14 protein-coding genes are annotated in these 14,707 nt (G+C 64.6%); 6 read left to right on the top strand and 8 right to left on the bottom strand.

From position 1 onward, the window contains the following. Nucleotides 1-24 precede the first annotated feature (24 nt). The gene (locus IEX24_RS12315; RefSeq protein ID WP_188678681.1) at nucleotides 25-1,422 is read left to right on the top strand and encodes an MFS transporter; all 1,398 of its coding nucleotides are present in this window, start codon (nucleotides 25-27) and stop codon (nucleotides 1,420-1,422) included. Nucleotides 1,423-1,544: 122 nt separating this feature from the next. Here IEX24_RS12315 and IEX24_RS12310 read toward each other — a convergent pair whose 3' ends face one another. From IEX24_RS12310 to IEX24_RS12300, 3 genes are all read right to left on the bottom strand, one after another. Further along, nucleotides 1,545-2,984: an MFS transporter gene (locus tag IEX24_RS12310; protein ID WP_188678680.1), complete on the bottom strand. Its 1,440-nt coding sequence runs from the start codon at nucleotides 2,982-2,984 to the stop codon at nucleotides 1,545-1,547. Nucleotides 2,985-3,155: 171 nt separating this feature from the next. Beyond that, a complete protein-coding gene (locus tag IEX24_RS12305) occupies nucleotides 3,156-3,830 on the bottom strand; it encodes a TetR/AcrR family transcriptional regulator (RefSeq protein WP_188678679.1) in 675 nt (224 codons plus the stop codon). Between the two features lie 80 nt (nucleotides 3,831-3,910). Next, nucleotides 3,911-4,303, bottom strand: a complete 393-nt coding sequence (locus IEX24_RS12300) for a PPOX class F420-dependent oxidoreductase (RefSeq protein ID WP_188678678.1) — start codon at nucleotides 4,301-4,303, stop codon at nucleotides 3,911-3,913. Nucleotides 4,304-4,482: 179 nt separating this feature from the next. Here IEX24_RS12300 and IEX24_RS12295 point away from each other — a divergent pair, with 179 nt between their 5' ends. Further along, a complete protein-coding gene (locus IEX24_RS12295; RefSeq protein WP_188678677.1) occupies nucleotides 4,483-5,100 on the top strand; it encodes a methylated-DNA--[protein]-cysteine S-methyltransferase in 618 nt (205 codons plus the stop codon). 13 nt (nucleotides 5,101-5,113) lie between these two features. Here IEX24_RS12295 and IEX24_RS12290 read toward each other — a convergent pair whose 3' ends face one another. The 3 genes from IEX24_RS12290 to IEX24_RS12280 are packed head-to-tail and all read right to left on the bottom strand — an operon-like array spanning nucleotide 5,114 to nucleotide 6,204. Then, complete coding sequence (locus IEX24_RS12290; protein ID WP_188678675.1) at nucleotides 5,114-5,509, bottom strand: mismatch-specific DNA-glycosylase; 396 nt, start codon at nucleotides 5,507-5,509, stop codon at nucleotides 5,114-5,116. Between the two features lie 9 nt (nucleotides 5,510-5,518). Further along, entirely contained in the window at nucleotides 5,519-5,944 is a 426-nt protein-coding gene (locus IEX24_RS12285) for a TA system VapC family ribonuclease toxin (RefSeq protein WP_188678673.1), read from the bottom strand. 11 nt (nucleotides 5,945-5,955) lie between these two features. Continuing rightward, on the bottom strand, nucleotides 5,956-6,204 hold the full coding sequence (locus tag IEX24_RS12280; protein ID WP_188678664.1) for an antitoxin: 249 nt from the start codon (nucleotides 6,202-6,204) through the stop codon (nucleotides 5,956-5,958). 292 nt (nucleotides 6,205-6,496) lie between these two features. On the opposite strand from IEX24_RS12280, the gene IEX24_RS12275 reads away from it, so the two are divergent. Next, on the top strand, nucleotides 6,497-8,743 hold the full coding sequence (locus tag IEX24_RS12275) for a transglycosylase domain-containing protein (protein WP_188678661.1): 2,247 nt from the start codon (nucleotides 6,497-6,499) through the stop codon (nucleotides 8,741-8,743). Between the two features lie 118 nt (nucleotides 8,744-8,861). Here the strand turns inward: IEX24_RS12275 and IEX24_RS12270 are convergent, their stop codons facing one another. Beyond that, entirely contained in the window at nucleotides 8,862-9,470 is a 609-nt protein-coding gene (locus IEX24_RS12270) for a TetR/AcrR family transcriptional regulator (RefSeq protein ID WP_188678659.1), read from the bottom strand. A 127-nt stretch (nucleotides 9,471-9,597) separates the two neighbouring features. On the opposite strand from IEX24_RS12270, the gene IEX24_RS12265 reads away from it, so the two are divergent. Together IEX24_RS12265 and IEX24_RS12260 are read left to right on the top strand one after the other, a co-directional pair. After that, nucleotides 9,598-10,896, top strand: coding sequence for an MFS transporter (locus tag IEX24_RS12265; protein ID WP_188678657.1), 1,299 nt, complete (start codon nucleotides 9,598-9,600; stop codon nucleotides 10,894-10,896). A gap of 56 nt (nucleotides 10,897-10,952) precedes the next feature. Continuing rightward, nucleotides 10,953-12,734, top strand: a complete 1,782-nt coding sequence (locus IEX24_RS12260) for a glycoside hydrolase family 3 protein (protein ID WP_188678656.1) — start codon at nucleotides 10,953-10,955, stop codon at nucleotides 12,732-12,734. A 38-nt stretch (nucleotides 12,735-12,772) separates the two neighbouring features. On the opposite strand, the gene IEX24_RS12255 is transcribed toward IEX24_RS12260, so the two are convergent. Beyond that, nucleotides 12,773-13,597 (bottom strand): hypothetical protein, encoded by an 825-nt coding sequence (locus IEX24_RS12255; protein WP_188678655.1) that lies wholly within the window; start codon nucleotides 13,595-13,597, stop codon nucleotides 12,773-12,775. A gap of 53 nt (nucleotides 13,598-13,650) precedes the next feature. Here IEX24_RS12255 and IEX24_RS12250 point away from each other — a divergent pair, with 53 nt between their 5' ends. Then, nucleotides 13,651-14,676: a PHP domain-containing protein gene (locus IEX24_RS12250; protein WP_188678654.1), complete on the top strand. Its 1,026-nt coding sequence runs from the start codon at nucleotides 13,651-13,653 to the stop codon at nucleotides 14,674-14,676. Nucleotides 14,677-14,707: the final 31 nt, after the last annotated feature.

Raw genomic sequence — 14,707 nt, 5'->3', positions numbered from 1 at the left:
TTTCTTCACTCCGATTGGAAAACAATGACGTTGGACAACACCGAGGTCGCGATTGACTCGGAACAGCTCGGCACCCAGACAATCGAGGGTGCCATCGACGCGATGCCGCGCCTGGGCATCTCGATCGGCGCCATTGGGGCTCTGTTCGTGACCTTTTTTCTGGGCACCTACGAATCAGCGGTGCTCGCTCTCGCCCTGCCGAGTGTGAGTCAAGGCCTGAACGTCGCCCAGACAGATCTCGCGTTGGCAGTTTCGCTGAACCTGCTCGGCGGTGCCATCGGCGCCTACGTGATCGGCTACTTCGCCGACCGCTTCGGGCGCCAAATGGGGCTGCGGCTGATGTTTCTCTTGTTCGGCGTCGGCAGCCTGGCAACCGCGCTGGCCTGGAACGTCGAGTCGTTGACCGTCTTCCGGGTGCTGTCGGGCCTGGGCATGGGAGCGGTGCTGCCGCTGCTGGCCGGTTACCTCGGTGAGATGGCGCCGAAGGCGAGGCGCGGTCGGGCGATCGCGGGCATGGGGCTGGTGGGCACGCTGCTGGTGGCGATCGCGAGTTTCGCGTCGATTCCGTTGCTCGCCGCGTCTCCGGCGGGGGCCTGGCGCATACTGCTGGGGCTCGGCGCCGTGAGCCTTGTGCTGCTGCCGCTGATCAACCGTCGCGACATCACGGAGTCTCCGCGCTGGCTCGGTGAACACGGCAAGCTCGACGATGCGGGGCGAATTGTGCGGCGCATGGAGGCGCGGGCCCGAGGTGAGGTGACGCCCTCGAGCATCCGGTTCATCGAAACACCGAAGACGCTGGGGCTGGAGATTCAGAAGCCGTTGAAGGCGCTGCTGACGACGAAACTCATGCGTAATCGGCTGATCATGATCGTGGTGGTGCTGTTTCTGTTCTTCGCCGGGTTCACGGCCATGAACACGTACACGCCGCTTTTTCTCGAGGGTGCCGGAATGTCGAGCGACCAGGCGTTGCTTATTACCGCGCTCACCAAGAGCGCTGTGGTGGTCTCGTCGGTGGTGATCATCTTCTTGATCGAGCGAATCGAGCGCCGAACGCTCATCATCTGCAGCATTCTGCTCGTGGTGCTGAGTGTTGCGCTGATGATCTGTGGCCTCGGTATTGCTGCCGCAACGGTGGGTGCCTTTCTGCTCGGCTTCGCCACCGGCGCGATGTCTGCGCCGCTGTTCACCTACATCGCCGAGATCTTCGCTACCAATGTGCGTGGCACGGCGGCTTCGATCGCCGATGGCATCGGGGCGCTCGGTGGCGCTACGGCACCTCTGGTGATTCTGCCGCTGCTGGTCACGGTCAGTTCGCTGGCCGCGGGTGTCGTGGTGATCGTCATCATGCTCGTGGCCTGCGTCGTGCTGTTCTTGGGCGTGCGCACGAACGGCCGCTCACTCGAAGACATCAGCGCCGAGTAAGCGGCCGTCGTGCTGGGCTGCTGCCCTGCCGAGGGAGTTAGGTCGGAGCTGACGCGACATGGCCGCACTACGTCGGCATGTGCCCGCTGCTCCGACCTAACTCCCGCGGTCGCTGCGGCCGGTCAGATCGAGACGGGGTCGAGCTCGGCCGCCTCGGTCGACTCGGCCTGGCTCACCTTCACCGAGGGCGAGAGCAGCGCGATGACGATGTTCGTCGCCGCGAAGACGGCCGCCACGAGCAACCCGAACTGGTAACCGCTGACGGCGGCTGCCGCGGGGGCGGTGCCACTCGAAACGGCGTCGGCGACGTGCGAGGTGGCGAGCGTGGTGATCACGGCGAGGCCGAGTGCGCCGCCCACCTGGTAGCCGGCATTCAAGACTCCGGATGCCGCACCGGCGTCATCTTGGTGCACCTTCGACTGGGCGGCGACCTGTGCCGGTACTCCCATCGCGGTGATGCCGAGGCCGAACAGAACGAGACCCGGCAGCAGACTCGTGGCGTACGGATCAGTGGCATCCGCACCCGACAGCAAGAGCAGACCGACCACGCTGATGACCGCGGCTGTGAGTTGCACGGCACGGGTGCCGAACGCGGTCACCAGGCGGGAGGCGACGAGAGCGCCCACGATGGCCGCGATGCCCATGGGCAGAAACGCCCAGCCGGTATCGAGTGCCGACAGGCCGCGCACCTGCTGCAAGAAGATGGCCGTCAAGAAGAACATCGCCAAGAACCCGGCGCTGTTCAGCCCGAGTGCCACGACCGAGAGCGACAGGCTGCGCGTGCGGAACAACCGCAACGGAATCAGCGGAGCAGCCGAACGCGACTCGACGACCACGAATGCCCCGAGCAGCAGCACGCCGCCGGCGAGCAGACCGACTACTTCGAGCGAACCCCAGCCGAGCGGTTCGGCACGAATCACGCCGAGCATGATGGCGAGCAGGCCCGCGGTGCTGAGAACGGCGCCGGCAACGTCGAACGTGCGACGGCCTACCCGAGGGGCGCGGCTTTCGCGAATGACGAAGAAGGCCGCGGCAATGACGAGAATGCCGATGGGCACGTTGACGAGAAACACCCATCGCCAGCTGAGCGCGTCGACGAGAATTCCGCCGACGATGGCGCCCATTGTTCCGCCGAGGCCGGCGAGCCCACCCCAGACGCCGAGCGCGATATTGCGCCGGCGGCCGTGCTCGAAGGTGACCATCAGAATGGTGAGTGCCGAGGCCGAGAGCATCGCCCCGCCGAGACCCTGTACCCCGCGAAACAGAACGAGTTCGAGCGGCGAGGTTGCGAGCCCGGCTGCAAGCGATGAAGCGGCGAACACGACCAGGCCGATGACGAATACGAGTCGGCGCCCGATCAAGTCGGCCGAACGGCCGCCGAGCAGCAAGAAACCGCCGAAGATCAGGGTGTATGCGCTGATGACCCACTGCAGGTCATCCGCTGAGAAGTGCAAGTCGGTCTGCATGTTCGGCAGGGCGACGTTCACGATGGTGACGTCGAGCACCACCATGAACTGCGCTATCGCGAGCACGACCAGGGTGCTCCAGGGGCTGCGTCTCATTGTTCTTCCTTCGGTCGTCGATGTGCCTTGCGCTTATACGACGTACATTTGCGTCGTACATATGCACTGTACATGTTCGTTGTATAGCAAAACAACACCGCGAAAGAAAAATGTCGTCACGGGCGAGATTCGGGCCGACGACCGGCGCGCTGAGGCGAGCGTCGTTCGCGCTCAGGCGGGCTGGATGCCCGTGGTGCCGGCCACGAGAAAGTCGACGCCCTGGCTGAAGTACACATCTTCGCTCGGGCAGAACAAGAAGAACTCGCTCGATTCGAGCAGATTCGGGTACTTCTTGGGGTTCATCGACTCGAGCTGCGCCCGCTTTTGGCGCAGCGCGTCATCTTGAGCGTCGGGGTCGAGCCGCTGGTCTTGCCCGGGTTCGCGCACGACCAGGGTGACGATAGAGCACAGCAGAAACATTCCGGTCTGCGCCGCCTGGGCCGGCGAGAAGCCGCCCGCCCGCAACAGGCCGATCACGCGTTCAGACAAAGCCAGCCCCGCGTCAGACTTCATGATGCGCGAGGGAATGATATCTGCGACGAGTGGATGCCCGCGCAAAGGCCCGAGCAGCGCAACGAGCACTTCGCGCAACTCGTCGTGCCACACCAGCCCCCGAGGCACGGGCAGCGCCACCTCGGCGTAGATGCGCTCGGCAATACCATCGAAGAGGGCCTCTTTATCGGCGAAATGCCAGTACAGCGCCATCGGAGTGACGTTGTTCTCTGTGGCGAGGCGCCTGATGGTGAGGGCGTCGAGGCCTTCGCGGTCGGCGATGCCGAGCGCGCACGTCGCAAGGGATTCGCGATTGAGGCGCTCGCGGGCTTTCGGTTCTCGTACGGCGGGCATGACTCTACTATACCTCGTACAGGTCACTTCCGGCGGGTCGTTCACGGCTGGTTCGGCCGTGGTCGTCGCAGCGGCCGTGCCTACTGCTGTGTGGTGTGCTCCACGCTCATCACCAGAATCACCCGGTCGGCGCTGTCGGCCGGCGGCTGCTGGTCGGGGTTGCCGTACCGTTTGCCGAGCGTCACGTAGAACGCCCCGGTGGGGTCGGGAACTGCTTCGGTGAGCGTGCCGCGCACCTCGAGGTAGCGAAAAGGGTTCGCAGGGTCGATCACCATCAACGACATGGCGGGGTTCTGCTGCAGGTTGCGGTATTTGGCGCGCTTCGTGGTGTGGGTGAATCGCAGCGCTGTTCCGTCGAACTCGAACCACATGGGGTTCACTTGCACGGTGCCGTCAGGGCGGATGGTGCCGAGGGCGCCGTAGTTCGGGTTGGTGAGCAGATGGGCGTAGTCGGCTGGAATCGTTGTGGCCATAGGGTCATTCTGGCGCACTGTCGGCGGCATTCGTAAGGCCCGGGTCGTCGCTAAGGGCCGCGAGTGGCTGCGAATGGCCGTGGAGGGTAGCGACTGCGGGATCAGATCGCGATGTCTGATAGGCGCCAGTGGGTGCGCCACGGCGGGCGTAGCGTTGAAGCCATGAGTGAGGCAGCAGCATGAGTGAGGCAGCAGTGAGTGCGGTGGTCGGGCAAGCGAAAACATCGGCTGGCCGAGCGGCGGGGGAGCGGGCATCCGGCAGCACCCGTCACACGACCACGACCGGCAGTACCCGTCACACCACCGTGAGCACCAATCAGATCGCTGACGTCATACTCGTGGCGCAGGGTGATGCGCTCGTAGGCATCTACTTTCCTGAGCACTGGACGAAACCCGACTGGGGCACCTTCGGCCCAGCGGTCGACGAGAGTGTCGACCCGGTGCTGGCCGCAGCGGCACGGCAACTGCGTGAATACCTCGGCGGCGAACGCACGCAGTTCGACCTGCCGATTCGGTTGCAGGGCAGCCCGTTTCAGCAGCAGGTCTGGGCGATGCTGCAAGAGGTGCCGTTCGGTGAGACGACGACGTATGGCGAGCTGGCCGAGCGGCTGGGCGATAAGAACCTGGCGCGCATGGTGGGGCAGGCGGTGGGGCGCAATCCGCTGTCGATCGTGGTGGGCTGCCATCGGGTGGTGGGCACGAACGGCAAGCTCACCGGTTACGCCGGCGGCCTCGAGCGCAAGGAGTTTCTGCTGACGCTCGAGTCGCCGTCGAACGTGCCTGCGCGCCTCTTCTGAGCCTCGATCGCGCCTACCGCGGCGGGTCGTAGACCGCAATTCCGGCCGCAATGGCCACGTCACGATACGCGGCCAACAGCACGGCGCCCTCAACGAGTTCGGCGTCGTCGAGTTCGTCTGCGCGAGCGGAAGCCCGGGCCACCAGACTCGTGATGCCCACCCCGCGCTGCTGCAGTTCTGAGCGGTCTTCGGCGCTGAGGCCGCGCGACGCCACGATGGGCGCGCGGGTGATTCCGGCCCGAAACAGCGCCGGATAGAACCGGTTACTACCCCCGCCGAACGGCGCCCCCACGGCAACGGCACGCAGCCCCGGGTTGATGCCCACGAACAGCAGCCGCAGGCCGGGCCCCACCAGATCGGGCAGGGTCTGCCCCCGATAGCTCTCAAGTTCGGCCCGCGTGATCACCACCCCAGCACCCTACCGGCTCGCCACCGCGCCCGGCGTCACCACCTGCAGGCCCGTGAACCGCCTGAAGTCGCGGTCGAAGCTGCCCACCGGGCAGGCCAGGGCTAGCGCCAGCGCCGCGATGTACGCATCACTCACCAGATTCGCCCGCGCGCCAGACTCAAGGGCCGTGTCTTCGAAGATCTGCAGCCCGTCGGGCAGCCCAGCGACGGGGCGGTAGGCCGGATGCCCGGTCAGCGCCCGCACGAACTCGAACGCTTCGGCGGCGGTCGCCGGCACCTCGAAGATGTGTGCGTTCGTGACGATGCGCACAAACCCCACCCAGACGAAGTCGGGAACCACTACCGCGCTCTCGGCGGCGAACACATTCGTCAGCCACGGCCGCGCCAGAATGTGGTGCGCGTGATCTTGTCTGAACGCGGCGATCAGCACGTTCACGTCGAGAACGATCAGGCGACATCACCACTCGCGTCGAGGGCGTCGAACAGGTCGCGGTTCGATGACGGGTCGATGTCGGCGCGCATTCCGGTACCTCGAGTGAACACCGGCAGCTCGAGCGCGCCGCGCGATGTGACCGGCTCGGCGATTTCGTTTCTGATGGCCTGTTCGACGTACTGCCCGAGCGTCTGCCCGCGGTTTTCGGCGCGCGCCTTCGCGCTCTTGAGAAGAGCGTCGTCAATAGAAACGGTTGTGCGCATGCTTCTAGCGTAGTTCACATTCGCATCAGGTGCATCATTCTTTTGCATCACGTGCATCACGCGCATCAGCTCTACCCCCGGGCAAGCGCTGGCACTTCGAAGTCTGAAAAGAGCCCGTCACCCCTGCCGAACCTGCGAAAACACCGTCAACACGCCAGCGAGCCTTCGATTCTGAGAACTTTCCTAGCTGCCCTACCCCTGCGCTCAGGAGAAGACCGTAGCGTCTGGTTTGGCCGCGAGAAGAGTAGATCTCACCGCGCCCTCATGTTCGTGTTTCAACAGATCGGTACCTATGGCTTCGCACAAACGTAAGACAACCGGCCTTCTCGGGGCAATTGTCGGCCTCGTCGGTGTGAGTGTCATCGCCGGAGTTCTGGTGACCGCCATTGTCACGCCGGCCGTCGCAGTGACAGGCGTTGCCGTCGACAGCTCGCTCAGCGTCTTTCAGAACCTGCCGAGCTACATCAAACCAGACACGCTCAGCCAGACCTCGAGCATCTACGCGCAAAACGCCGACGGCTCGCAGACTCTGCTCGCTTCGTTCTACGACCAAGACCGTCAAGAGGTCGGCTGGAACGACATTTCGCAGTACTTCAAAGACGCCATTGTTTCGACCGAAGACCCGCGCTTCTATGTGCACGGCGGTGTGGATGTTCAATCCACCGCTCGCGCACTCTTCGCGAACACCGTGACCGGCGACATCACCTCGGGCGCATCCACTATCTCGCAGCAGTACGTCAAGAACATTCTCGTGCAGCGCGCCGAGGCCATCAGCGACCCGACCCAAGAGGCCGCGGCCTACGCCGACGCCACAGCGACGACTCCCGACCGCAAGCTCAAAGAGATGAAGCTGTCGATCGGCCTCGAGAAGGAATACAGCAAAGACGACATTCTGCTCGGCTACATGAACATCGCGCTGTTCGGCGGCCGGGTCTACGGCATTCAGGCGGCTTCGCAGTACTACTTCGGTGTGAACGCGAACGCTCTGACTCTTCCGCAGGCCGCCAGCCTCGCCGCAATGGTGAACGAGCCCGAAGGTTTGCGTATCGACATCGCGGCGAACATCCCTGACAACAAGGCCCGGCGCGACAAAGACGTGCTCTCGTCGATGCTCAAAGAGAGCGCCATCACGCAGGCCCAGTACGACGCCGCTGTAGCAACCCCCGTCACGCCGAACATCACACAGCCCTCCACCGGCTGCCAAACCGCCACGAACGGCGCCGGTTTCTTCTGCGACTACGTCAAAGACATCATCTTGAACGACACGGCCTTCGGGGCGACCGCGGATGATCGCACCAACGCTCTGAATACCGGCGGTTACAAGATCATCACCACCCTCGATCCGAATCTGCAGGCAGCCGCCAATCAGGCGGTGTCAGATTATGTACCGTCGTCGATGCCGAGCGTCGACATCGGTGGTGCCTTCGTAACCGTGCAACCAGGCACCGGCAAGGTGCTGGCCATGGCGCAGAACAAGACGTACAGTCAAGACCCGGCGGCTGATCCGGCGACGAATACGGCCATCAACTACAGCACAGACGCGAACTACGGCGGGTCGACCGGCTTTCAGAACGGGTCGACCGAGAAGCTCTTCGTGCTGATGGACTGGCTGAAGACCGGGCATTCGCTCGGCGACATCGTGAACGGCAATAACAACCAGACGTTCACCTCGAAGAACATCACAAACAGTTGCGGCAACGTTCCGAGTACGCCCTATACGGCCGGAAACGATGCGGGCGAGGCTGGCGGATACGCTTCTGTGCTGAGCCAGTTCGAGAACTCCGTGAACAACGCGTTCTTGAACATGGCCTCGAAGCTCGACCTCTGCGACATCAACGCCATTGCCAACGCATTCAATATTCACCGTGCTGATGGTGGGCCCATGGATACCGGTCTCTACGCCACCGTGCTCGGCGGCAACGAGGTCGCCCCGCTCACCATGGCGGCTGCCTACGCCGGCGTCGCGAACAATGGCATGTTCTGCACTCCGGTTGCCATTTCGAGCATCACCGACGCGAACGGCGCCGCGGTCGCCGTTCCGCAGACCGCGTGCAACCAGGCGATCGATCCCGCCATTGCGAAGGCCACCCTCTACGCCATGAACGGCGTGATTCTGAACGGCACCGCCACCCCGGGTAACCCTGCCGACGGCACTCCGCACTTCGGCAAGACCGGAACCACCGACGCCGAAAAAGACGTCTGGCTGGTCGGCGGTACCTCGAAGCTGGTCTCGGCGTCGTGGGTCGGCAACGTGACCGGCGGCGTGTCGATCAGAAACACGGCGGTGACCGGAGGTAACGGCGACACGGTGTACAGCGGGCTCTCGCGGCTATACGTGTGGAAGCAGTTCTACAAACAGGCCGGTGATGCCGGTGGCGGAGACAGCTTCCCGGCCCCCAGTTCGACCTACACGAGAAACACAGCGCCTGAACCGGTGCCGACGCCCACCCCCACGCCGACTCCGTCGCCGACGGGCACGGGTTCTCCGCAGACGCCGGCATCCGACGCCCCAGCTCCGACGCCCTCGGCGACTCCGTAGTTCACCGGTCACCGGCGTCGGGGCGGGGCGCCGCGGCCGGGGAGCACGGGTCGACCCCGGGCGTGGCCCTAGGCCCTAGGCCCTAGGCCCTAGGCCCGAGGGCGGGCGTAGCCCGAACTCAGAGTTCGACGGTCAGCAGCTGCTGGATGCGCTTCTGCAGCTGCGCGGGCATGTCGACGGCCTCGGGCGAGAGCAACCACTGCACCTGCAGCCCGTCCATCAGCGCGGTGAGTTCGATGGCGGCGTCGCCGACATCGACATCTGCTTTCAGGTACCCCGCCGCTCGCGCACGTTCGAGCGCGCGTACGGTGCCTGACCTGATGCGGTCGTAGCGCTCGACGAAGTAGGCGTGGGCCGGATGCTCGGGGGCGGTCGATTCGGCAGAAAGCACCGCGTACAATTCGATGATGCCCGCGCGTTTGCTGTTGTGCGAGGCAAGGTCGACCATGCCGCGCAGAATGCCGAGCCCGTCGGTGCCGCGCGAACCGTTCTGCCTGAAGCGGGCGATGTCTTCGCGGTCACGCTCTTCGAGCACCGCCTCGAGCAGCGACTCCTTGGTGGGAAAGTGGTGCAGCAGACCTGCCCTCGAGATGTGGCACTGTGCTGCGATGTCGAGAATAGTGGCTCCGTGAAAACCGACCTTGCCGAACAGAATGGTGGCTTCGGCCACTATTTGCTCGCGCCGGGCTCGGCCGCTGGCGTAGCCCTGCTTCTCGTCGATGACCATGTCTGTCTATTCTGCCTGGCACTCGACTCAACTGCCGAATCGAATACCTACACAAGTGTAGCTTTTATGTGTTACTGTCGTCTCGCACCCAGCAGATCTTCTTCAGTCAGACAACGGAGTTTGAAATATGACAACAACAACCACAGGCATCGAGGTTCCGGCCGACGGCCGCACCCGGGAGCCGAAGGGCTACCTCGCGAAGTACAGCTTGGCGTCGTTCGGCCTCTTTCTGGCCATTTTCGCTCCCGCCCTCGGCGGGCTGAGCGTCAAGATACAGTCACTGGTCGGGCTCGACCAGGCACCCGCCGCACTCGGGCTCGTCACTGGTGTCGGAGCGCTTTTCGCTCTGGTGGCACAGCCCTTGGTCGGTAGACTTTCTGATCGCACCATGGCGAAGTGGGGAATGCGCAGGCCGTGGATCGTGGTGGGTGTCGTCGGCGCGTTTCTCGCGCTGGTCGCCTCGGGCCTGGCCCCGAACATCCCGATTCTGCTCGTGACCTGGTGTGCCGCACAACTATTCAGCAACTTCGCTCAGGCGGCCGAAACGGCCACGGTCGCCGACCAGGTGCCGCATCAGCGTCGAGGAGTTGTGTCGGGGCTCGTGGGCGCCGCCACCCCGGTGGCCATTCTGGTGGCCGCGATCGGCCTCAACTTCTTGCCCACCGACGCGCTGCGCTTCGCGGTTCCGGCAGCGGTCGGTCTGGTTCTCGGCCTTATCTTCGCTCTCACCCTCAAAGACCGCGTACGCCTGATGAGGCCAGAGCAGCCCTTCGACGTGAAAGAATTCTTCGGCTCGTTCGTGTTCAACCCACGCACGTACAAGAGTTTCGGCTGGGCGTGGCTCACCAAAGCATTCATCATGTTCGGCTACGCCTCGGTCGCTGCGTACTTGACGCTGTTTCTGGCCGTCGACTTCGGCATGCGCGATACGGCATCGCAGCTGCAGTTCAACTTGATTGCAACGCTCGTCTCGGTTGTCTTCATCGTGACCTTCAGCATTCTCGGCGGGCGCCTTTCTGACCGACTGGGTCGTCGGCGCATCTTCGTGCGTCTCGGCGGAATCATTCTCGGCGTCGGCGTTCTGATCGTCGCCGTCTCGCCACTCGTGGGGCCGGCGGCAGGTTTGACGCTGATTCTGGCGGGGGAGGTGTTCATCGGCATCGGCGGTGGATTCTTCTTCGCGGTAGACAATGCGCTGTGCATAGACATTCTGCCCAACAAGCAGAACACGGCTAAAGATCTCGGTGTGCTGAACATCGCCAACACGCTTCCGCAGATGATCGCCCCGTTCCTTGCGGGCACACTGGTCATTCCGCTCGGTAACGCCATTCTGAACGGCTTCGGTTATACGCTCTGGTTCATGATCGCCGGGGTGGTGGCCATTATCGGCGGAATTCTGGTCTACCGCATCAAGGGCGTTGCGTGATGAGCGCCACCTTGCATTCTTCTCTCTTGCACGCGCACCAAAGGAGCTAGTCAGCTATGAGCATCACCAGCACAACCACTCGCTTTCCGTTTCACGATGCATCGCTGCCGATCGAGCAGCGCGTCGAAGACCTCCTTTCGCGGCTCACTCTCGCAGACAAGGCCGGCCTCCTCTTTCACACCATGGCGATGGCCGGCGACCCCGAGCAGGGCAACGCTCAGTTCGGGCTTCCGTCGCTCGCGTCGCTGATTCGCAAGCGGCACATGAACCACTTCAACGTGTTCGGTTCGGCCGGCGGTGGCCGCGACTTCGCCGCGTGGCACAACGCGGTGCAGCGCGTTGCGGCAGAGGTTGGCCTGGGCATTCCGGTGACCCTCTCCACCGACCCTCGGCACTCGTTCACCAACAACCCGGGCACGGCGATGCTCGCCGGCGCGTTCTCACAGTGGCCTGAGCCCCTGGGGCTCGCCGCCATCGGCTCGGCCGAGCTCGTGGAGGCGTTCGGCGACATCGCTCGCCAGGAATACACCGCGGTGGGCTTGCGCGTGGCACTTCACCCGCAGATCGACCTGGCCACCGAACCACGTTGGTCGCGGCAGAACGGTACGTTCGGCGAAGATGCCGGGCTCACCTCGAAGCTCGTGGTGGCGTACATCCGGGGCTTTCAGGGCGACACGCTCGGCGCCTCGTCGGTGGCGACCATGGTCAAGCACTTTCCGGGCGGCGGCCCGCAGAAAGACGGCGAAGACCCTCACTTCGACTACGGTCGCGAGCAGGTTTACCCCGGTGGCGAGTTCGAGTACCACCTGAAGCCGTTCGAGGCGGCCATTGCGGCCGGTGGCTCACAGATGATGCCGTACTACGGCATGCCGATTGGCACCCAGTACGACGAGGTGGGCTTCGGCTTCAACAAGTCGGTCGTCACCGGGCTGCTGCGTGAGCGCTACGGCTTCGATGGAATCGTCTGCACCGACTGGGGTCTGCTCACCGATGTAGAGATCATGGGGCATCCACTCGCCGCCCGCGCCTGGGGCGTCGAGCACCTCAGCCGGCCCGAGCGTCTCGTTCTGGCGCTCGAGGCAGGCATCGACCAGTTCGGCGGCGAGATCTGCACCGACGTGCTGATCGGCGAGGTGTCGGCCGGGCATGTCAGTGAGGCGAGAGTGGATGCCTCGATCCGCCGCATCTTGCGTGAGAAGTTCACGCTCGGGCTCTTCGAGAACCCGCTCGTCGACGAAGAGCGGGCCGAAATAGTGGTGGGCAACCGTGCCTTCGTGGAGGCGGGGCTCGCCGCGCAGCGCGACTCGATCACGGTGCTGACGAATGGAAAGCAAACCGGCACCGCGCCCACCCTCCCGCTCGCGAAAGGCCTGCGCATTTATGGCGAGGGCGTGAGCGCTGAGGCTCTCGCCGATTACGGCACCGTGGTCGAGAGCCCCGATCGGGCCGATGTGGCGATTCTGCGCATCAGCGCACCCTACGACACCTCGCGCACGAAGGGATTCGAGTCGTTCTTTCACGCCGGTTCGCTCGAGTTCGAGGCGGCCGAGATCGAACGGTTGCAGGGCATCAGCAGGGCGGTGCCGAGCGTACTCGACGTCTACTTGGATCGCCCGGCCATCCTGACGCCCCTCGTCGACGAAGCCGCCGCCATCGTGGCGAATTTCGGCAGCTCAGATGGTTCGCTGCTCGCCGTGCTGTTCGGCGACGCGGAGCCGAAGGGCTCGTTGCCGTTCGACGTGCCGCGCTCGATGGCGGCGGTTGAGGCGAGCCGCGAAGACGTGCCGTTCGACACCGCAGACCCACTGTTCAGGTTCGGTCACGGGCTGCGGTACTAGCTGCTGTACTCAGGCCGCCGCTGAGGGCGATGCGGTGGTCACGACCTGACCTCGGCCTCCGCGTCTGCGCCTGCGCCTGCGCCTTCACCTGCCTGAGCCCGGGCCTTCGCGGCCGCGCCCTGCGCCGCCGCCTTCGCGCGCCGCATGGTGTGGTGGTGGGTGCCGCGAATCGTCACGATTCCGACGATGGCCACCCACACCAAGAACGGAAACGTGGCCAGCGCGGTGACGCCCGGGCCCCCGGCCGAGAACAGGTCGGTCGAGCTCGTGCCGTTGAACATGGCCGGCACGGTGAGCAGGTTGAGGGCGGCGACCACGAAGGCAAGCCAGCCCGTCCAGCGCGGCAAGGTCGCCGACGCGAACGTCACGTATCCGGCGGCGGCCACGATGAGGGCGGTCATGACGCAGCCCACCGAGCCGAACATGAGAATGTGACCCTCGGTGAGCGCCCGGATGACCGACCCATCGGCGGGTTGTTTCACCGTGTCGAGAGCGGCACCGCCATCCATCGCGTCGCCCACCAGAGTCACCGCCACGAAGACGAGCCCGGCGCCGTACCCGAGGTCAGCCACCCACTGCATGTCGGCGCGGGCCCGGGTGATGAGCTGACGAAAGCTGGCGAGAAAAACCACCAGCGAGGCCATCAGAAACGTGTCGATGAAGATGACGAGCAGGGTGGCGTTCGCGGCGCCCGTCATGAATTGGCCGAGGGCTGTTTCATCAGAGAGCGGCGGCGCAGCACCCACCCCGAGAGCAGCGGTGAAGAACTCGGCCGCCATCAGCGCGGCCACGGCGATGGCCGAAATGCCCGTCCAGCGACGCACGTCGGGTTTCATGGTCTCGGGTTGCAAGATTCCAGACATCTGATCGACCCCTTCTCGTGCGCTCAGCTCTAACGCTAGAGCAAGATAGAGCCATGAACCCCGTCGATGCCCTCAACGAAATTGCGTTTCGGCTCGAGTATGACCGCGCACCACAGTTCAAGGTGCAGGCGTTTCGCCGGGCATCCGCTGCCATCGCTGCGTTCTCGCCCGATGAACTCGCTGCCCGGGCTGCCGACGGCCGGCTCAAGGCGACAAAAGGCATCGGAGCCAGCACTTTCGAAGTGATTCAGGAGGCGCTCGCCGGTGACGTACCCGCTCGGGTCGAGAAGCTGAGGGTCGCAGCGACGTCACCGCTCACCGCTGCCGGCGAGGCGCTGAAGACGAAGATTCGCGGCGATCTGCACACGCATAGTGAGTGGTCTGACGGCACGACTCCCATCGAGCTGATGGTGGATGCCGCACTCACGCTCGGCCGCGAATACATTGCGCTCACCGACCACTCGCCGAACCTCACCGTGGCGCACGGGTTGACCGCCGAGAGACTCAACGAGCAACTCGACGTTGTCGAGAGGCTCAGCCGGGCATCCACTTCGTCAGGCCTGCGGCTGTTGACCGGAATTGAGGTCGACATTCTCGACGATGGTTCGCTCGACCAGACCCCCGAGCTGCTCGACCGGCTCGATGTGGTGGTGGCGAGCGTGCACTCGAAGCTGCGGGCCGACAAGGGCACCATGACGAAACGGATGCTCGGGGCAGTCACCGAGCCGCACACCAACATTCTCGGGCACTGCACCGGCCGGCTCATCGAGGGATCGCGTGGCACGAGGCCGCCGTCGGAGTTCGACGCGCAGCGGGTGTTCGACGCGTGCGCCGCGAACGACGTGGCGGTGGAGATCAATGCGCGGCCGGAGCGCACCGACCCGCCCGATGAGCTGATCGCTCTGGCGCTCGAGGCGGGGTGTTTGTTCAGCATCGACTCCGACGCGCACGCCCCGGGGCAGCAGGGGCTGCTCGATTACGGAATCGAACGGGCGGCGCAGCTCGGGGTGCCGGCCTCGCGCATCGTGACGACGTGGCCGGTGGAGAAGCTGCTGGAGTGGTCGCGGGCGAGCCGCTGAGCGGTTGAGCCGCGGGGCCGGCTGAGCCGCG

This window comes from Subtercola lobariae (assembly GCF_014640255.1).
Lineage (GTDB): Bacteria > Actinomycetota > Actinomycetes > Actinomycetales > Microbacteriaceae > Subtercola > Subtercola lobariae.
This window is presented reverse-complemented; position numbering and strand designations above follow the sequence as displayed.